The sequence below is a fragment of the Neobacillus solisequens genome (assembly GCF_051233465.1).
Classification (GTDB): domain Bacteria; phylum Bacillota; class Bacilli; order Bacillales; family Cytobacillaceae; genus Neobacillus.
Map to the genome: position 1 here is coordinate 128,715 of NZ_JBKFGJ010000020.1, position 20,198 is coordinate 148,912.

16 protein-coding genes are annotated in these 20,198 nt (G+C 33.5%); 8 read left to right on the forward strand and 8 right to left on the reverse strand.

The genetic code is table 11. From position 1 onward, the window contains the following. Positions 1 to 16: 16 nt before the first annotated feature. Positions 17 to 1,573, reverse strand: a complete 1,557-nt coding sequence (locus tag ACI3K6_RS19220) for a 4-hydroxyphenylacetate 3-hydroxylase N-terminal domain-containing protein (protein WP_435556090.1) — start codon at positions 1,571 to 1,573, stop codon at positions 17 to 19. 337 nt (positions 1,574 to 1,910) lie between these two features. On the opposite strand from ACI3K6_RS19220, the gene ACI3K6_RS19225 reads away from it, so the two are divergent. The 4 genes from ACI3K6_RS19225 (at position 1,911) to ACI3K6_RS19240 (ending at position 5,058) form a co-directional block, all read left to right on the forward strand. Continuing rightward, positions 1,911 to 2,615 carry a response regulator transcription factor gene (locus ACI3K6_RS19225; protein WP_435556091.1) on the forward strand — a complete coding sequence of 235 codons (705 nt, stop codon included), beginning with the start codon at positions 1,911 to 1,913 and terminating at the stop codon, positions 2,613 to 2,615. Further along, on the forward strand, positions 2,612 to 3,964 hold the full coding sequence (locus tag ACI3K6_RS19230; protein WP_435556092.1) for a sensor histidine kinase: 1,353 nt from the start codon (positions 2,612 to 2,614) through the stop codon (positions 3,962 to 3,964). Before ACI3K6_RS19225 ends, ACI3K6_RS19230 begins: the two co-directional genes overlap by 4 nt. Positions 3,965 to 4,033: 69 nt before the next feature. Further along, positions 4,034 to 4,621 carry a PepSY domain-containing protein gene (locus tag ACI3K6_RS19235; protein WP_435556093.1) on the forward strand — a complete coding sequence of 196 codons (588 nt, stop codon included), beginning with the start codon at positions 4,034 to 4,036 and terminating at the stop codon, positions 4,619 to 4,621. A 119-nt stretch (positions 4,622 to 4,740) separates the two neighbouring features. Continuing rightward, a complete protein-coding gene (locus tag ACI3K6_RS19240; RefSeq protein ID WP_435556094.1) occupies positions 4,741 to 5,058 on the forward strand; it encodes a hypothetical protein in 318 nt (105 codons plus the stop codon). Positions 5,059 to 5,371: 313 nt separating this feature from the next. On the opposite strand, the gene ACI3K6_RS19245 is transcribed toward ACI3K6_RS19240, so the two are convergent. Beyond that, complete coding sequence (locus tag ACI3K6_RS19245) at positions 5,372 to 5,590, reverse strand: helix-turn-helix domain-containing protein (RefSeq protein ID WP_435556095.1); 219 nt, start codon at positions 5,588 to 5,590, stop codon at positions 5,372 to 5,374. Positions 5,591 to 5,600: 10 nt separating this feature from the next. After that, entirely contained in the window at positions 5,601 to 6,086 is a 486-nt protein-coding gene (locus ACI3K6_RS19250; protein WP_435556096.1) for a DUF2975 domain-containing protein, read from the reverse strand. A 176-nt stretch (positions 6,087 to 6,262) separates the two neighbouring features. Between ACI3K6_RS19250 and ACI3K6_RS19255 the strand changes: the two genes are divergently transcribed. The 3 genes from ACI3K6_RS19255 (at position 6,263) to ACI3K6_RS19265 (ending at position 8,704) form a co-directional block, all read left to right on the forward strand. Then, entirely contained in the window at positions 6,263 to 6,937 is a 675-nt protein-coding gene (locus tag ACI3K6_RS19255) for a hypothetical protein (protein ID WP_435556097.1), read from the forward strand. Positions 6,938 to 7,448: 511 nt separating this feature from the next. After that, entirely contained in the window at positions 7,449 to 7,796 is a 348-nt protein-coding gene (locus tag ACI3K6_RS19260) for a hypothetical protein (protein WP_435556098.1), read from the forward strand. Between the two features lie 722 nt (positions 7,797 to 8,518). Beyond that, a complete protein-coding gene (locus ACI3K6_RS19265; protein WP_435556099.1) occupies positions 8,519 to 8,704 on the forward strand; it encodes a hypothetical protein in 186 nt (61 codons plus the stop codon). A 45-nt stretch (positions 8,705 to 8,749) separates the two neighbouring features. On the opposite strand, the gene ACI3K6_RS19270 is transcribed toward ACI3K6_RS19265, so the two are convergent. From ACI3K6_RS19270 to ACI3K6_RS19290, 5 genes are all read right to left on the reverse strand, one after another. Then, entirely contained in the window at positions 8,750 to 9,193 is a 444-nt protein-coding gene (locus ACI3K6_RS19270; protein WP_218936524.1) for a hypothetical protein, read from the reverse strand. 286 nt (positions 9,194 to 9,479) lie between these two features. Beyond that, positions 9,480 to 10,520, reverse strand: coding sequence for a hypothetical protein (locus ACI3K6_RS19275; protein WP_435556100.1), 1,041 nt, complete (start codon positions 10,518 to 10,520; stop codon positions 9,480 to 9,482). Continuing rightward, complete coding sequence (locus tag ACI3K6_RS19280; RefSeq protein ID WP_098576347.1) at positions 10,520 to 10,939, reverse strand: hypothetical protein; 420 nt, start codon at positions 10,937 to 10,939, stop codon at positions 10,520 to 10,522. The genes ACI3K6_RS19275 and ACI3K6_RS19280 overlap by 1 nt, the downstream gene beginning before the upstream one ends. Positions 10,940 to 11,035: 96 nt before the next feature. After that, the gene (locus ACI3K6_RS19285) at positions 11,036 to 13,492 is read right to left on the reverse strand and encodes a DEAD/DEAH box helicase (protein WP_435556101.1); all 2,457 of its coding nucleotides are present in this window, start codon (positions 13,490 to 13,492) and stop codon (positions 11,036 to 11,038) included. A gap of 13 nt (positions 13,493 to 13,505) precedes the next feature. Continuing rightward, complete coding sequence (locus ACI3K6_RS19290) at positions 13,506 to 14,273, reverse strand: hypothetical protein (RefSeq protein WP_435556102.1); 768 nt, start codon at positions 14,271 to 14,273, stop codon at positions 13,506 to 13,508. Between the two features lie 220 nt (positions 14,274 to 14,493). Here ACI3K6_RS19290 and ACI3K6_RS19295 point away from each other — a divergent pair, with 220 nt between their 5' ends. Then, positions 14,494 to 20,064: a sacsin N-terminal ATP-binding-like domain-containing protein gene (locus ACI3K6_RS19295; protein WP_435556103.1), complete on the forward strand. Its 5,571-nt coding sequence runs from the start codon at positions 14,494 to 14,496 to the stop codon at positions 20,062 to 20,064. The last annotated feature ends 134 nt before the right edge of the window (positions 20,065 to 20,198 follow it).

Sequence of the window (20,198 nt, forward strand, 5' to 3'; positions counted from 1 at the left end):
ATCCATTCTACCCGGCTCATTTGCCCGCTTTTTTCAACAAATAACTAACGTCACTTGGATTAATAAGATCTGGAACGGTCCAGCCATTTAGATCGTACTCTGCCATACACTGTTCAGCAAAGCCTTTCATTTGATTCACTAATCCTGTACCGGTTGCATGGAAAAGGGTCTCCATTCGGATATTCTCATGATTTCCCGCATAATTGCGCTCATATAGTTCATGGCGTCCTCCAAACTCTGAACCTACCGCATCCCAAAGGAGTTTCATCAACTTCATTTTGTCAACCGCATCATACCCATTTGATCCACGATAATATTTATCCAATAATGGCCTAAGTTCAGGATTTTGGAAGTCAAGTGCGCTGGAATTTACATATATGAGTCCACCGGCAACCGTCTGCTCGATAATTTCTTTTATTCTTGGATAGGCAATGGTTGCAAAGACACGATAGGATGAAGCATAGTACATATTTGGCTGAACTATTCCATCCTGCCATGGTTCCGGATTACGCGCCATAGCATCTGTTAATCCCCAGAAAAGATTACGCCATGCGATGACTTCCCCTACTTGAGCCTGTACGCCGCGGAAATCTTTCGCACCCGTTGCCTCCACAGCTTTTAAAAGGAGCCCTGCAATAAAATCAAGTTTTACCGCTAAACGAGTACACCCGTGGAAGGTAAAGCGAGGTACCCATCCTGATAATGGGACAAAACTATTTGCCTTTTCGATATCACCATATAAAAGAACATTTTCCCATGGAAAGAGGGCCTTATCGAAAACAAGAACAGCATCATTTTCATCAAGCCTGCTGGAAAGCGGATAATCAAAAGGAGTCCCCATTACTTCTGCTGTCATAGCGTAGGAGGCCCGGCTAATGAGTTTAATTCCTGGGTTATCCATCGGAACTATGGCAAACAGAGTAAATTCCTTTTTCGCTTTAATCGGCAATGGCCCATATTGAAAGATAAAGTTGGAATGGGATAACGCAGAGCCGGTTGCAACCATTTTGGCACCGCTTACAATTAATCCTGCATCTGTTTCTTTTTCAACATGAACAAAAACATCTCCCACTTCATCTGGAGGCAGATGGCGGTCAACAGGCGGGTTCAAACCTGCATGGTTCAGGAATAAACACTTTTCCTGAATTTCCTTGTACCAACGTACTGCATTACTGTTGTATTCACCCCAAAAATTTGGATTGGCTCCCAGTGCAACTTGAAAGCTGGCCTTATAATCCGGAGTTCTTCCCATCCACCCATAAGTTTTGCGGGACCACGCAGCAATTGCATCCCTGCTGGCAATGAGATCTTCAGCACTTCGAGGCATCTTATAAAAGTGATGAGTTTTACCACCACTGCCGGTGTCCGTCTCTGTCAATATTGAGGATGCCTCTGATTCATTATGCATAGAGTCATAAAGGCGGGCTATCATTCTAGCTGAATTTCGAAACGCTGGATGTGACGTTACGTCTTTCACTTTCTCTCCGTACAGCCAAACTTCACGTGCTTGATTGCGAATACTTTCCAAATACTCCTCACCTGTGAATGGTTTAGATGCCGTTACTTTCTCCATTCCTTTTCCTCCTTTAATTGGTGTACTGGTCTTCCTTCTAGGACAAAGTGGATAGAAAGGTTTTGATGCCTTCATAATTACTTTTGTTTGTTCTGAATTTTCTGTAACTATCTACGCAAATTGTAAGGCAAATTCCTTAAACCTATCTACCTTAAATTTTTTTTAATTTTAAATAGAAATTAGGAATTTTTTTACTAATTTCACTTTGTTAATGTTTTTTATGTTAGGGCGTCATGTGGACGGCCCATTTTCATAAATAATTAAAAGGAATTAAAGCCTTCCATGTGGAAAATGTAGTAAATTATAGAAATTACATTTTTTTTCTGGGGGAAATCAAATGGAGAAAGTTTCAATATTAGTCATTGAAGATGAAGAAAAGATTGCCCGGCTCCTTGAGCTTGAACTAAGCTTTGAAGGTTATCTGGTTACAAAAGTCATGGATGGTCTGTCAGCGTTTAGTTTGTTTCAGTCTGGAAAATGGGATTTGATTTTATTGGATGTCATGCTTCCCGGACTTAGCGGCATCGAACTGCTACGCAGAATTCGCCTCCTTGATCAACACATTCCCATCCTCTTACTTACCGCAAAAGATTCCATCGAGGATAAAGTGGCAGGGCTAGATTTCGGTGCGAATGATTATATAACCAAACCATTTCAAATTGAGGAAGTCATGGCCAGAATCCGCGCAGCTTTACGAGTAAAAGAAGTTGCCCAACCTGCTCCAATTTTGGAAGATGAAGATACCCTTTCTTTTGCTGATTTAAAAATTAACCAAAAGACACGAGAGGTATTTAGAGGTGACCATCCTATTGATTTAACACCCAGAGAGTATGATTTACTCGTTTACCTAATGGTTCATAAACGCCAGGTTCTAAACAGAGAACAAATTTTATCGGCCGTTTGGGGCTACGATTTCTTAGGGGATACAAATGTGGTCGACGTCTATGTACGTTATATCCGCAAAAAGGTGGACCTCCCTGATATGCCTGTACTGATCCATACAGTACGCGGAATTGGTTATGTTTTAAGGGAAGCCAAATGAAGCTGAGAAATAAAATCAAATTGTATACTGCCGTACTGTTTGCCATTCTATTCATCATCATGAATATCACGGTTTATATTACGTTTAGCAAAATGATTCTTAACAATGAGCTAAAGGCAGCTACGAAAGAAATGGAAAAAACAACGACGGATATAGGAAAAGGCCTAGGAAAAATACCGGAAGCAACTCTGCTTCGTTCCTATGTACCGATTAATGGCATGATTCAGATGGTTAGTGATGATAACAGGAAATTATTCTCCGTTACTAGTTCAACAGAACAAAAATTGATTACCAGAAATACGAAATACCTTCAGGGAGAACAAAGCAAATTCATCACTTACCAAAATAAATCCTATACTATCGTTTCCATGCCCCTTATTTTATTAGATGGTAGTGTTGCAAGTCTTCAGGTCACAAACAGCATCCAGCCCACTGTGGATATATTAACCATTCTTAAACTCGTTCTTATAGTAGTAACGGTTATTGCCATCATCCCTGTCATTTTGTCCAGCCGGTTTTTGAGCAAACTCATTACCAGTCCCGTCACATCGATGATCAGGACGATGACCGATATTAGAGAAAGTGGGCACTTTAAAAGACTGCCATTAGAGGCTAAGTCTAAGGATGAACTATTTCAGATGGGTGAAACTTTTAATCATATGATCGAACTGCTGGAAACCAACTACAAAAAACAAAAGCTATTTGTTTCCAATGCCTCACATGAATTTAAAACTCCCTTAACTATTATTGAAAGTTACGCTAGTTTGCTAAAAAGAAGAGGCTTGGCAGAACCTGAACTGTTTACCGAATCTGTAGAAGCAATCCATGCTGAAGCCATCCGCATGAAAGAAATGACGGAGCAGCTGTTACTCCTTGCCAAGCACCATGAGCAATGGAACATCCATCATACAGTTATTGATTTAAGGAATTTTTTATCACAAGCAGCTCAATCATTCCAAAACGCCTTTGGCCGTGAAATTCATTTACGTTCCAAATACGGGAATAGGCTGGAAGTCAAGACGGATGAAAAAAAGCTAAAGCAGCTGTTATTCATCTTCCTTGATAATGCCAGAAAATATAGTGATGAAGCCATTACGCTCGGGTATGGAATGGAGAACGGTTTAGTTTTTATCAAAATAATCGACAGGGGCATTGGCATCCATCATAATGAGCTGCCAAAAGTTTTTGACCGGTTTTACCGGGTCGATCAAGCAAGAAGCCGAAAAATAGGCGGTTCCGGTCTTGGTTTATCCTTAGCGAAGGAAATTGCCGCTGTCCTTAACATCAAGATTGTGCTTGACAGTACAGAATCAGTCGGAACAACGGCCATTCTTTATTTGAAAAAATAATCAGAATCTAATCATCTTCTAATGTTGGTATTAGAAAATAAAACCATGCTACTGAAGCGAGGTGAAAAAATGCAGAAAAAAGCATGGATATTGATCAGTTTTTTTACAGTGATCCTTATTTTTTTGAGTTGGAAGCTATATAGCCATTCGAATGCCACGGAAACCCTACTCTCCAAAAATGAAGCACAAAAGCTCATTCAAGACCGTTATCAAGGCAAGGTTCTCCAAATCAAGTTAACCAACCAACAATATCTCATCGATTTAAATAAAGATAACCATATTTATAGAATTAAGCTTGATGCTGTAAGCGGGCAGGTTTTATCGTTTAAGCGAAACAATTCAACTCAAGGTCCACCTGAAACAGAACCTACAAAACCACCATCTGACTCACCCACCACTCCAGGGCAACAGGTACCAACAAAAAAATTAACAGAGTCTGAAGCAAAGCAAATCGCAACACGTGAGGTTCAAGGCACGATTAAACATGTTCAGCTAGAAACCAATGAAGGAGTCGAATATTATTTAGTTGAAATAGAAACAAATGAAGGACTGAAAGCAGTTGTGCAGATTAATGCCATAACTGGCAAGGTAACCGCTATATCCTGGGATGATCATAAAAAAGAAGATATGCAAAAGGATAAGAAAGAAGATAATTAAGTATTTCTAATGATTATGGATTCTCTCTCAGAGATTTCTAATGTTCCTCTCCCTCTTTCTCTAATCTTCACTGGATATTCTATAATTGTAAAACAACAAAAATGAGGGAGGAAAAAAACATGAAAAATAAGTTAATGGCCGGTTTACTTGCATCGTTTATGGTTTTTGGAGGAGCTATAGCTGTCGGTGCAGCAAAAAATGACTCGAGGGTAGATGATTCCATCCATCAGGAAGACAAGGTGAAAAGTTCAAGCAATGTTAGCACTCTGAATAACCATAAAGTTGAAGTTGAAATCGAACATGGCCATACGATTATTAAACAGAAGACAAAGAACCGTAATGACGATGGACGCCACCATGGCAGACATAGTGGAAATGATGATTCGAAACCTGGCGATGGAAAACATAAAAATAGGCACAGTGGGGATGATGATTAATCGTTAAAATGACAAAGAAGCCCAAATCTACATTTTAGTAGACGGGCTTCTCTTTTTCTTTTATAAGCGTAATTCAGAAAACTGCCGTTATTAGGCAGCCGCCTGTTCATAACAACCTGCCTTCTCAGTCCAAATAAAAAAACCATCTTTCAACTTTATACTAGATGGATAAAAAAATTCGTCACTATCATTTTGATCATGGTCTTTAACTTCTTGATTTAGAAATTCCATCTACTCAGCATGACTGATTGACTAATTATATTTTAATACTAAAAAATTAAAACGCCAATTTAGTTGACGTTTTTGTCTGTTATTATTGAGTGTCTTCGTCGCTTCTATACTCCAAAATATCACCTGGCTGACAATCCAAAGTCTTACATATCGCTTCTAATGTTGAAAAGCGCACCGCTTTTGCTTTACCATTCTTCAGGATAGAAAGATTCGCCATGGTAATTCCAACCCTTTCTGAAAGCTCTGTTACGCTCATTTTTCGTTTTGCTAACATCACATCAAGATTAATAATAATTGCCATATCCTCCACCTCAGACCGTCAAATCATTTTCAGATTTTATTTTAATTGCCTCTTGAAGAAGCCGTTGGAGGATAGCAGCAAATACACCGATCACCAACGAAGCAAAAATGATGATGAGTCCCAAAAATCCAACAGGAGGGTCAACTTTCCTCGCTATAAAATGAAAGAGTGGCAATCCTAATACATACAATCCACTGATTGTAATCGCACAGTACTTTATGTTCTTTAACGCTTTTACAGATAATTCCGAGAAGGCTGTGTTCTCGTCGATGTACCGTAAAAGGTTGAAAGCCTGATAGAGAGCAAAGTAAAATGGTACAGCCGCTCCATACATCACGATAAAAACGAGATATTTAATTGGAGCAATATGGGGATACAATTTTGCTGTGAAATTCGCTATATGGGGCACTAAAAATATACATAAAGCAAGAACTAAGATTCCTATAATAATCACAGTTATTTTTAAAAAAAGTGTCTTTACTTGAACTTGTTTCATAAACGCACCTCACTCCAAAATATATAATTTCATTTTAAATTATAATTTATCGTTTTACAATAAAAAAATATCTTTATTTATTATATTATTATTGTTAATCTATACTTTTTGGCTGGAATGAAAAAGGATTAACCAAGGGCATTTTGGTGAAACTAGAAAGAAAAGGATCTGATTCCATGAGTACCGTTCTTTACTTCTTCCTTGCCATTGGTTACTTTTGTCTTTTCATTTGGGGATTATTTCTTTCAAGAAAGAATGGGTTTGTGGATCTTACCAACGTGCTCTTACTCGTCATAATCGGACTTATATATGATAATTCCATTATCGGATTTGGAAGATTTATGGGTGAAGGGAACAGTTTGGAAAAATTAAGCTATCTACGGTTTTGGTTACACGCCCTGTTCACCCCTACTCTTGTCCTCTTTGCTTGGAGTATTTGTGTTAGAGTGGGATTACCTTGGGCCAAAAAAATATTTTGGAAGGTTTTAGCCATTCTGTTAACATTCGGGTTGATTCTGTATGAACTGCTAACCTCTGTAAAGGGGCTTGTTCTTGAACCAAAATGGAGAAATGACGTATTGACCTATGAACGTGCCGTTCACTCAGAGAATCCCGTCATGGTCATCCTTGTAACCTTGGTGATCCTGATTGTTAGCATTATTTTCATAAGACGCTTACATTTTCCTTGGCTATTCATCGGCACCATACTCATGATTGCGGGTGGCCTATTAACCATCTGGACTAAGAATTTCGCAATGATGAATGTATTCGAATTTGTATTCATTGTGTCTTTACTTTTGACAAAGCATTTTCATGTTAAGTATCAAAACAATCTTTCACCTACACCATAAGATATTTTGTATAGAAATCAGACTTTCTAATTTTCAAAGGTTTTTCAATTGGATCCAACGCATTAGCCCAATTATTTTTAGGCCTAGATTGGGATTCAGACATCACTGCCCCATTTTGACGAAAGAAGCATTTAAGGAAATACTCAGAAAAACAATTAGTGTAGCTAAAACCAACCATAAAAAGATTGGTCACCATTTCTACTTCTTGGGTTTTACAATGAATTTAAGGAATAAAAACAGAACCCTTGATCCAACTTTGGATTGAGGGTTCTGTTTTCTTAGAGTTGAACTGAATATAGGGATTTTTAGCTTCTTCATTATTATGATAATTAATTTCTTGTATTTACAATTGTAGATTCTCTCTCAGAAATTTCTAATGTTCCTCTCCCACTTTCTCTAATCTTCACTGGATATTCTATAATTGTAAAACCACAAAAATGAAGGAGGAAAAAACATAAAAAGTAAGTTGATAGCCGGTTTACTTGCATCAGTTATGGTTTTTGGAGGGACTATGGCTGTAGGAGCAGCAAAAAATGACTCGAGGGTAGATAATTCCATCCAACAGGAAGACAAATTGAAGTGTTCAAGCAATGTTAGCAAAACAAAATCAACTGCTACTATGAATAGTCATAAAGGTGAGGTTGAAATTGAGTACGGCAAGACGATCATAAAGAACAAGAATAAGGGCCGTATTGACGATGGCCGGCACCATGAAAGACATAGCGGAAATGATGATTCGAAACGTGGGGATGGAAAACATCAAAAAAGGCATAGTGGGGATGATGATAGATTGGTGGAGAAAAGTATGAAGCCCAGATCCATGCTTTTGAGGACTGGGCTTTTTCCAATCAGTAAATAAATATAGAGGTTTTTTTGTCTACAGTTTTGAAGTTAGGGGGAAGGTGGTTTTTCTAGTTATTAATTGATAACATATATTATTGAGAGTCGTTGATTTAGCAGGATTTTCAAACATCTTAATATCATTTAGTAATGTTAAATTTTTAATAATGATTTTAAGTATGTTACCAAAATGTGACCACAATTCAATTTTCTTTTTTAAGCGATCCCTATAGTTACCAACAAATATCTGAGATCCTTTCTTAAAAGGGGGCTGCAGATTAATTTTTATTATCAATTTTTCTTTGCAATATTTATTCTTGTGGCCGAAGTAAAAGGCAGATTATATTACATTATGCCGCCCGTAGGTTGCTAGAGTGTAATATTGTTAACATTGAGTTCAAAAAAGTGCGGTAAATCAACGTTTTGGATGTTTTTGGTTGTAACATCTTTAACGGGGATTTACCGTTTTTTATGTGTGTGCGTTGGGAAGACGTTAGCAAAATGTTAGCAAATTAGGAATGAAAAACTTTCGCCTATTTTTACTCACTCAATAGGGTTGAGAGGACGGCATTGATGTTTTTCAATCTGCCTGTCCTCGGAAACATATCCATGGCAATTTCTGCACCATCAGTAAGCGGGAACATTTAATGATTTTATGGTTCTCGGGAACATATCGACACCATATACTACTCTTCTGGCGGCATTCACCCTTCTTCGTAGTGGCCGGAGTTCGACCAACCGATGTCAGTTGGCAAATTTCAAATCATACCTATCACGGAGATGCACGATTTCATCAATCAGCAGCCAGCGCTGCATACTGAATTTGATGAAATCCTCTCCCGAAGAATGATACAAAAAATCAACATTTTCGAAGACTACTTAAATTTGGAATTCAAATCTGGTGTTGATGCAGATATTGAAGGATAAAGCAAAGCAGGACTTCTTACAATTATTTAGGTGGTCCTGCTCTTTTTAGTCATCGTTAGGTAAATACCATCCGTGTTCACGATGAATACTTGGTGCATGTGGAGTTTCATTGCCCCATGCTCTTTTACTCATCTCTTTATCGAATCTTCCAAGTAAGTTCTGTAGGCTACAAGCCGCTTTAAAATCATCACCTGATGAGCAATAGTCTAGTCTTACTTTTTCTCGTGCTGTATCAAGTTCTGCATCTGTTGCATTCTCAAACCATTTACTACTATAAAGGTTTGCTTTTTCTATCTCATCTTTCAAATTATCAAATAATTCTTTTATAGCATCTTTATTCTTCAATCCAAGCACGATAGCAATAAGTGTAGGGATGCTTATTCCAATGAGAGCAAGCTGCTTTTTATGTGCTTTCATCCAAGTCAAAATTCCATTCTTATCTTCAGTAACTTCTTCTAATTCCTGTTCATTCTGGATTCCTTTATTCATAAGAGTTCTCTCCTTTCAACTTTGCTTCCTCTATAGGGTACAGTCTACAGCCACTTTGTCCCGTCTTTTTCAGCCCCCTCATCTTATTTTAGAATCAACTGCGAGACGCACTCCACGTGGCTTGGATGGTGATGGCAGATATATAGATGTAGTAGTGTTTACCTAATACCTTTTTAGTTAATATTCAATTTAACATGTAAAAGGCAATATAAGCTGAGAGTGTGTAATATCGTTAAGCAAGAAGTTTTGCATCTTTAACGTCTTTTTACCGTTTCTTATGGAATTGTTAATAGTTAAAAGCAGATAAAACTAACTCTTCTTCATAAATAATTCCAAGAATATTACTATACCTCTCATTTGACCTATAACTTTTCCATCTTACAACTTCACCCGGTATATTCAATACACTTGTGTCTTTAAAAATAATAACCATAGCATTTTCACATTCAACTATTGTTCCAAAAGCAGTTCCTGCTCCTGATATAATTTCACCTTTCCAAACTTGGAAATTTAATATTCTAGATTTAAAAGACAATTCTCCAGCCCCTAAATCTAATACCGTTACTTCCTCTAATGTACTTGAATTCAGTTTACGATAAATTTTATTATTATTTACCCAAGTCACCTTAGCTTTCTCTTCATTAACAGAATGTTTGAATATTTGATTTTCGTCATAATATTTTTTATTTAGATTTCGAGGATTTAATATAAACTCTTCAAGATATGAAGAGCTGTAGATGTTATTTTTAACCCAACTTGTTTTATTCGAATGTTTCTTAATAACATTTCTGAAATTTTCTTTATAACTCTTATAATCTTTATTATGATTTGGTGGTAATAAAAGTTCAAATATACCTTCTTCTCCGGCAGCAAAAGCAACTCTCCCATATGTCCCGACACTTATGTTATAAAATGGCATATCTGTTATTTTTTCAAACCTTTCCATATTGTCTAAAAAAGAAATAAACAACCCATCATCTGTATTTATTATTAAATTATCATTAAAAGAATTAATGGAAGTTATTACTTCTTCATTAGGAGTTAATACTTTCTTTTCAAGATACCTTTCTAAATAATTTTTAGAAAGGTATATATCATTATTATCTCTATTAAAACAATTAATATCTTTTTCTATAAATATTTTATTTTTCATTGACCCATTATACAAACTATATATAGAATCGCCGTACTTAATAGAAGTATCTCTTAAAATTTCTTCCCAATTATAAATCTCAACTTCCCCAATAAGATTCCATAAAAATAATTTATTATATTTAATTAAAAACTCCCAATATTCTCCTTCAATTCTAAGATTCACAGCTCTCATTAAATATCACAACCTCTATTATCCACGATTTTTCCCATTTGGCTTCTACTTATTATGCCTTTATCGACCCATTTCTTTAAAATTTTAGTAGGTGGCTTATCGTGTATGGATTCTCGATAATCTACGGGATAACCATGCCATTCAGAATTTTTTGTACTATCAACAAATTTAGCAATTTTGACCCATTCTTGTGATCTGTTTTTTCCTAGTCTCTCATTACTAGAATTGATTCTATGTAAAGACCATCCTTTATACTCATTAAAAATCCAATTCTCATCACACATTAAAGTAAATGAGTTAAATTCTTCATCTTGACTAATTTTCCACTCTGATTTATTACGATTCTGTAAGTTTCTATGTTGGTCTGAAAATATGTAAGTACAGTCATTATATTTTTTAGTTTGATGTGTATTAGGCAATTATAAAACTCCTTTTTAATTTAACTTCTAAATTTCGATTACATCGGTGAAATCTTTGTTTTTTTTGCTTAAATTCATCAACCACTAACAATTTGTTTATAAAAATTTATCAAGCTCAAATCTATAAAACCCTTGCATCGATTTCTTATAGATTTCAAAAGCTGAATTAGTCATTAAGTTGTTATTGCTATCTAAAGAAATGTTATTTAGTTGATTATCTTTTTGAAGCTTAGTAATAAGACTCAAAGACAATCCTGTTTTGATTAAATTTATTTTCTTTTCATCGTTAGTCCCGTAAACAGCAAGGTGATATTCATCTTGGGTTATTAGTGAAAAATCATAAAGTGCAACAATTAGTTTATTTAGATGATAATTTACAAAGTCATCCTCTATTTTCAGTTTAACAATTGCTAGATTAATTATTTCTGAATCAGATTTGCTAGATAAATCTACATAGACTTCCTTATTGTTCTCAGCGTAATTCCCAGTTTCCCTTTTTACTTCTCCATAAGAAGCACCCATGTAAAAAAGACTATTACCTTCCTTCACTCGCTTTTTAAAGTAATGAAAGGTTAAGGTTATATTTTCCTTTAATGAGTTGGTTCGATTAACTTGAAGGTACATCTTATAGTAGTTTCTTGCATGTTCGTTAGTTAAGCGTAAAAATTCAAAATCCTGAATATAGTCCTTAACATCCTTTATAAACACAGTGTATATTTTGTCTATAATACCTAATTCCGACCAATTTTCAATATTTCCCTTGGCAGCTGTTTCTATCTGATTATTTAATTTTGTTAAAAATTGTGAAATTGTAATATCATATACACTTTCTAAACCAGAATTAATTAGATATCTCTTCAATTCACCGTTTTTATCGTCTCCAGTTGTCATTAATAAGTCTTCATTCTCTTTAATTAATCTAAACTTTTCTTCTGCTGCCTGTTTATTATTCTTGTCAATTTTTAAATCATCTAAGTTAAAAGACTCTAATGTTGGATTTTCAATTCTATCTTCAAATATATTACTTCTAAGTGTTTTAATTTTATTTTCCATTTTCCCATTCGCTCGATTATAAATATCATTGTTTACGAAGTGAACTTGTGGAAGTAACTTATGCAATTGGTTTGAATAACCATTAAAAATATTATTAAGCCTGTTAACCCTTCCAATTAAATTTGTAAGAGTCTTCCCATTCATGCTGTGTGTATTTAAGATGAATAAGGTATCAATGGGTAAATTTATACCTTCTAGAATAACTGAATTTGCAACTACGTATCTTAAATTAGAAATATCCTTGAATTTAAACTCTAGATATTCTTTAACAATATCTGGCAATTTTCCATGGAGATATACTACACCCTTTGTAAGCAAATTAATCATATAAAAATCCTCATGTACAAAATTGCTCAAATCTTCTTTAAGTTTTTGAATGCTCGAATCTGAATCATATACTACATTTAATCTATTAATAAAATTTTTAACAAACATTTCAATCTTCCTTGGAGACCGAATGTAAATAAAATTCTTCTGTCCTTTATGTTGGGTAATATATGAATACATATCTCCATTAAAATCAAGTTTATAAAACTCATTTACAAAGCGGTTGTATTGAAGAGTTTCAATAGATGATCTATATTCAAATATTTCAGGTTCCTTTAGATTATTTGATATTTTTTGTTCACTAATCTCTTGTTGTTTGTCTAGCTTTAGGTTATGACTTTCAGATATCAGAGGTGATAAATAAACTACTTTTTGATTAGGATTAAGCTTTCTATTTCGTCTTATTAATCTAGATAATAAAATACTTCTTGGATCTTTACCGAATAGGTTATGGGCTTCATCAATGTACAATAAATCAAAACTTACATCGTGTTTGTCTAACAATCTTAAAGCTCTTTCCTGAGTGAAAATAGCTATAAATGTTTCATCACCTTGATACATTTCATCATGAATAATTATTCTTCTATTAATGGTAGCTTGTCGCACATTTCTATATGTTTGTACTAATAGAGATTTAGTTGGAACTATTATTCCAATTTTGTTTTTTGATTCATTTTGTATAATGTGGTCTAATACAAGGGAACTTTTCCCAAAAGAAGTTGGGGCAATATAACTAACTTCTTGAGAATTATCATTTAACAAACTGTTTCTAACCTTTTTCTGTTGATAAGTCTCAATGTAATTTTGGTTTTTATAACTTTCAATCTTCAATTCCATTAAACTATCATTTAGACTTAATTCTTCTTTAAGCAAATTATAACTAATAATATCTTTTGCAATAGGATAAAAACCAAAGTTTATAGAAAAATCATATAGGGGTAAATAATCTTCATAAGTGATTGAATATTTTAATATAATATAATAAGCAATATCCAAGTAGCTCGTATAACGTCGATCTAGTTCATAATGCTTCATAAATAAGATTGCGCAGCCAAGAATATAACTTTTCTCTTCACTGGTTAGTTCCTCATTTATTGTTAGCTTTTTGATAATCTCCCCAAATTCCTCTATCTTATTTATATTTGTTAGAATTGTCTTCTCAGTACTATTCATAACTTTCCTCTCTTCAGGATTCTAAAAAATCCAAAAATAATTCGATTGATTTTTTCGTAATACAAATTACAATAATTTCCTTATACTCAAAATTAGAAACAACCTCTTCTATATTTGTTTTCAGTTCATCTACATCATAATTCTCCCATTGTTCGTTAAGGAAAATGGTAGATGCAGGTATAATGTTATAGTCTTTAATAGAAGAAAAAATTTTATTAGTAAAATTTTTTGATAATTCTTTAATATTATTTCTAATATTCTTGCTTGTCCCAACATCGATATTTGAGGCATGATTGTAGGCATTTTGCCACGGGTTATTCTTTACATTCCCGCTGAATTTATCAGTTAAGTCATCATAAGCTATTTTTACTTTGTTCCAATGTGTGCTACCTTGGCTGTCTTTCTTACCAGATTTACTCTCCATAATCCACTCTGTCTGGTCCTTAGAATAATAACCATCAAACCCTTTTTTAATTGATCCTTCTTCTAAGTTAAAGAAAGTACATTCTTGTTTAAACCCTTGATGCATTAAATATAAATGAACAAAAAACTCAGCAACTCCACCCATTTTTGTATTTTCAGATTTGCTCTCAAAAAACTGCCTAGCCCTCTGCTTAACAGTCTCTATATCATTTCCACTATCACCTTCACATATTGTTACAAAGTGATTATTGATATATCCTAGGAATTCCCCTGTATAGTCTTCAACATCAATTATATGAATTTCAATATTTTCATCTTTAAAGGATTTAGCATTAAATAGATTAATTGTTGCTTCCATAGTATCACTTCGCCCTAATATTATTGATTTCCCATATTTTCCTACTACCTATAATAATACCATTTTTATCCTTCTACACATATTACTTCTCATCTAATATAAGAGCCTTCTATATACTTACTCATGGTTAAAAATTACTATTTGGTTTTGAATCTTGACGGTTACTTCTTTCTAAAAAATGGTAAAATTAAATTACCAAATGTTAAAAAAGGAGATTCTAATGGAAACAGTTCTTAATGCTAAGAAAAAAATAATTGCCCAAAAGACCATAAATGAAATAAGAACATTTCTTTCTGAGCTTCTAAATGGAACACGCAACTATGAGAGTATGTTTAATCTAACTGAGCAAATGACTCATGATTATTCAAATAGATTTATTATTGAACTCTTACAAAATGCATACGATGCGATTTCATTAGATACTAGTTCTGACACTGGAAAAGTAAAAATCATATTGGATGAAAAAGATGATGGGCCCTCGACGTTATATTTTGCAAACACAGGATTACCTTTCTCTCATAGTAACTTTGAAGCCATTTCCAGCCTTGCTTTAAGTAATAAAGACCCAAAAGAAACGATAGGTAATAAAGGAATCGGTTTTAAAAGTGTCTTACAAGTCAGTAATTCACCTAAAATATATTCCGGAAAGTGGCTAGAAAATAGTTTTTCTGGCTATTGCTTTGAATTTAATCCAAAGAAAGTTAAAAATTTATCGCATATTATAGTGGATTTACTTGAAGGGACTGAAATTCCATCTTTTTATAATCTTTGCCAAGTAAACCTTCCATTGGTTGAATGGGATTCTATTACTCTTAATGCCTTTAAGACAAAACTTATGAATCAGTCAGAAACACCCGAAAAATTTATAGAAACTACAGTTAACAAATTATCACCTTATCAATTACCATTCCCTACTGATGAACAACACGATGAAATATTATATCAGCTAGGTAAAGAGGGGTTCGTTTCGGTTATAAAGCTAGAATTAAATGAACCAGATGCGCTGCTTAATACAAAGAATGCTATAAAGGAATTATCTTCAGACTCTATAATCTTTCTAGATCACTTATCAGAACTTGCAATTGTTCATATTGGTAATAATAAAGAGGAAGATTTGTCACGACATTTAATCCAAACTAATTTAGTTACAAATCATTATGAAATCAAAATAAAAAATAAAGAAATAAATGACCTTTTAACTAATCGCCATTATAATTTTGTAGTATTTTCAAAGAGCATCGGCGGAGAAAATGATAAGTCAAAAAAACAAAAGATTTTAAACGCTTCCAATCAACTGAACGGAAAGTGGGAGAGCGTGAGTGAAGCAAGAATAGATATCGCAGTACCAATAACTAACAATCAACAAAAAGGTAAAATGTATATTTTCTTACCAACTAAACAGCATAGTGGATTAGGGTTCCATATAAACGCTCCTTTCTTTGGTCAAATGAATAGAAAGGATATCGACTTTTCTTTACTTCTTAATAAATTGTATATAGAAGAAACTGCACAACTACTGTTCGATTCAATTAAATACATTATTCAAACTAAGCCTAAAAATTGTGAGAATATTATTATTGATTTATTAAGCTTTAGTAGTGATTTTAGTGACATGACATCAATATTATTTGACTCATTCAAAAATATACTTAGTGAAAATAATCTCAAATTCCCTGAGTGGAATATCTTACCTTATAAGAGTAATAATGAAGAGTTATTACTTGGACCTTTGACGAAGGTCTATTTAGTTAATTCAGACTGGAATTACAATATATTTTCGAAAGAGAATCTAATTAAGAGACTTTCTATTAAATTTATTTCAAGTCTTTCAGTGGATCGCATTAGTTCTATTAATAAGCTTGCTACCCTCTGGAATTATCATATGGAACCCAATGATGCTGATAAGGCCAATTGGGTAGAGAGAATGGCTCAATATCTCCATACTAATAAGGCTCCCATTAATCAATGGCAATTATTTTATGAAGAATTGCCTTCTTTAGTTAACAATGCTGATGAGTTAGTAAAAAAATATATTATATTAGGACAGGATAGACAAATTCATGCTGTTCCTAACAATGAATCAGAGACCTATGTATTTTTTCCACCTGCACATTCAAAAGTTGAAGGAGTCAAAGACGAAGATTTAAACATCTCTACTTTTGATGTACCGGAATTTTTATCAAGTAAAATAGCCTATTTAAATACTAATATTCAATTGTACACTACTGAGAATAGTAGAAGAGTAAGAAGTAAATTTTATAACTATTTACGAGATATCATTGAAGAATTTAGCACCGAAAATATTATTGAAAAAGTAATACTACCAGAAATGCCTAGTACTTCTATTCCTCTACATTCCGAGAAATCAAATGAACTGTATCAATTACTCGAATGGTCAATTTCTCTATATTACGGTGCAAGAAATAAACCTGAATCTCTAAGAGAAAATTTTAAAGATATATATGTACCTTGCAGGGATGGGTGGCGAAAGGCAGATCAAGTATATTTTTCTAAGACATGGGATAAGTCGTCCTTTGTAAATCATGGCCAGCTCATAACAGATTTTTTTATTAATCCAAAAAATGGCCCCATTGTCAATGGTTATAAGAAACTAATTATAGACTTTCATGACCTTGATAATAGGATACAAGCATACGGAATTGATAAAGTCGCTGAATTTCTACATTTCTGTGGTGTTGTAGATCATCTGCATCTAGTACCTGCTGTCCCTGATGGAAAACTAACAATAACTGGCGGAAACCGCTCCTTTAGTTTTCCAACTGAAATTAATGGATACCTTATCCCTGAACAAATTGAGGTTTATCGGAACTATATTGACGAGCTTAGAGGTGAATATGTTAGCAATTTTCAATATGAAGTTGTAAATTTACTAACAGTTGAAGGTTTTGATAGATATCATGATTTAACCGAAGAAGGAAAAAGCTTATTTGCAAAATTAATTTTTATATCTATTCCTAAATGGTCTGATTGGCAAACTTGTAGAATTAGAAAACCCGAAGGAACGTTTTGGTGGAAGGACATACCTTCTCTTATTAAACTATCGTTACAAGAAATTCCTTGGATACCATATTACATTAATCGTAAGGTTTCATATAATTCCCCAAAAGAAATATGGTATATTCCTTCAGTTAGCCTAAGAAGCGCTGCATATACCTATGCTTTCATTCCACATATTGAATATGATTTTGCAAAGCTTTTGGAAAATGAGAATTCTCTTAACGATCTTCAGGAAATTGGACTTGGTAACTTTGAAGTATCTTCGCTATCAGAGGGAGGCAAGCTTCTTGACCATTTAGCAAATATCTTTAAGGTTGGAATGGTTGCTAGTGAATTAACAAACTACTTCAAACATCACTATCGCTTTGCTTGGGAAAAGGTTGTTAAGTATTATGAAGATGATGATTATGACCCTAATAATATATATAAACCTAAATCCTTAGTAATAACAAAAGCGGGGTACTTACAAACCGTAGATATAGAAAATAAGCAGACTCCAATTTATGTACCTGACCATAAAAAGTTATTTATTCAATTACAAAGTAACCCTTCCCTCGGAATACTTTTGATAGATGCCGGTAGAAGATATGTTCCGTTATTAAGAGAAGTATTTGGTGAACGATTAACAAAATTGTCTGATTTAGACCAATCGTTTTATGTAGACGGAATTAAATGGTCACCTTTACAAATTGAAAGTCTTGAAACTAGCATTTTAGATGGCAAACGAAGTTGGTTGTTACCTTATATAATGACAATAGCTTCTTACCGTGAAGATAGTAATCTATCTATTGGTGGCAATCGTTTTAACGAGCTTATTTCACTTATTAAAAGTGCTAAATGGTATGAGTGTAAAGATTTAGTTGTTTCACTTGAATCTAAGGATGGAGAGATTATCGAGCAAAGAACAGAAAACGTTGCAGTATGTAAAGAGACAAAAACATTTTTTATTTCCTGTAAAGAATCTATTTCACTTGAAGAGTTTGCAACTTCAATTCGTGAGTATTTGGAAATTGCACCTATTGAGTTACCATTAAAGTTTGCTTTATCAAAGTTGGTTACCGACTTTGATGTGGAACCAGAAGAATTAGAGATAATTTCATCTTTAGAGCATATAAAAATCACGCAGGAGAATTTTGAAACAATTAAACGACTAGTGAATGATAACCTCCAATGGGTAATTGAATTAATTACTCCAGCCATTGTTGCTTTAAAAGGTGAGCATGATAAGAATGTTATTAATTTCCCAATCATAGACAGTGAAAGTACATTAAAGCAACACTTTAGTCAATTTATTCCTGACCCTCTTGTTTTAGATGAGCTAATTAAGTTCTCCAAAGAATCTCAAAATCTAAAAGAAATGGGATATAAACTATATAAGGCCTACAATATATCTTTAAAGGAGTGGAACTATGCAATTGAATTGACACATAAAAATCCATTTAAAATATATAATGAGGAATTAACAAACCTCTTCATAAACTACAAGGAAATTTATGAAACAATTGTGTTTGGAATAATTCGAGACAAAGTAAATAAACAATCACTTCCCATAAAAGATTATATTGATGCAAAAGAAGCTTATTCTAATTGGCTTATGCCAATAGAGTGGAAATTTTTGTGGTGGGACATTAATGATAATATTTTCTTAGAGAAATTATTGGAGTTCCTAAAAGAACAAGATATAAATTTTCAGTTAGAATTGTCAAACAAAGATACTCTAAATCAGTTCATTTTAGAAGAGAATATTGATTTAACTCCTAGTCTAGATATATCAAGACATAATAATTTATTAATAAAAGATTGTTTAAATCAAATACAAAGAGCAACTATCGCACTATGTCAAAAAAAGCAAATAGACATACCATCATATTGGTTGCAGACAGAACAAACATTTTTAGATCACATAAAGAGCAATAGGGATAAAGAAATTTTAGAAATTAGATATTGGGGAAATAACGAAGCTTATGCTTACATTTTTGAAGGCGAAAAGTTTTTAAATGCTTTTCAAGAATTAAAAGAACTTATCGGGAACATTACAACCTATCATGACCTATTAAACTACCTTAATGATGAAGAGACAAATGTAGCAACGATAGATGATATTATTGAAAAGGAAAAAGAGAAAAAGCGTAAAGAAAAAAGACTCGTTAAGATTAACGGTCAATACTTCGATACCGATGAAAGTAACATTGACAAGTTAAATGACGTTATTAGTAGTTTTGATTTCGAACAAATGAATATCAATGGGTCGGTCGGTAACCCACTATCACTTAAAGAAGTTTCTAAGAAAACTGTTAAACCTCAAACCAAACTTGGGGGTAGTATTAGAAAGGGGAAAACCAAAAGATTAAGTAGACACATTGAGAATGTTATTGGGCTTGCTGGAGAATTAATCATTTATAACCATCTAAAGAAAAATAACAAAGGCTTCAGACCGGAGTGGTGGAAATCAGAAAATAGCCTATCTATTTACTCTGATAATTTGGTAAGTGATTCATTAGGCTATGATTTTGAATTAAAACAGAATAATAAGACATACCATATTGAAGTAAAAGCAACGATAGGTAACGACTTCTCTTTTAATATGGGTACTTCAGAAACTCAAAAAGCCTTCGAAGACTCTAAAAAGAAGAATATTGAGTACATGATTGTTTTCATTACGAATGTATTTGAAAATCCAGAAATCTATTGGCTTCCAAATCCATATTCAAATAAAGGAAAGTCAGTTTTTAACATTAAAGATGCTGGTGTAAAAATTAGTTTCCATATATAGACTTTCCCTAAAATTACCTTTTTATTTTAACCAAATAATTAAAGGAAGTCCTGTTGCCTGTCAATAACAATAACAGAAAACAGGACTTCCTTTGCTTATATAGTATTACTGGAATCATAATGCTAAATATATAT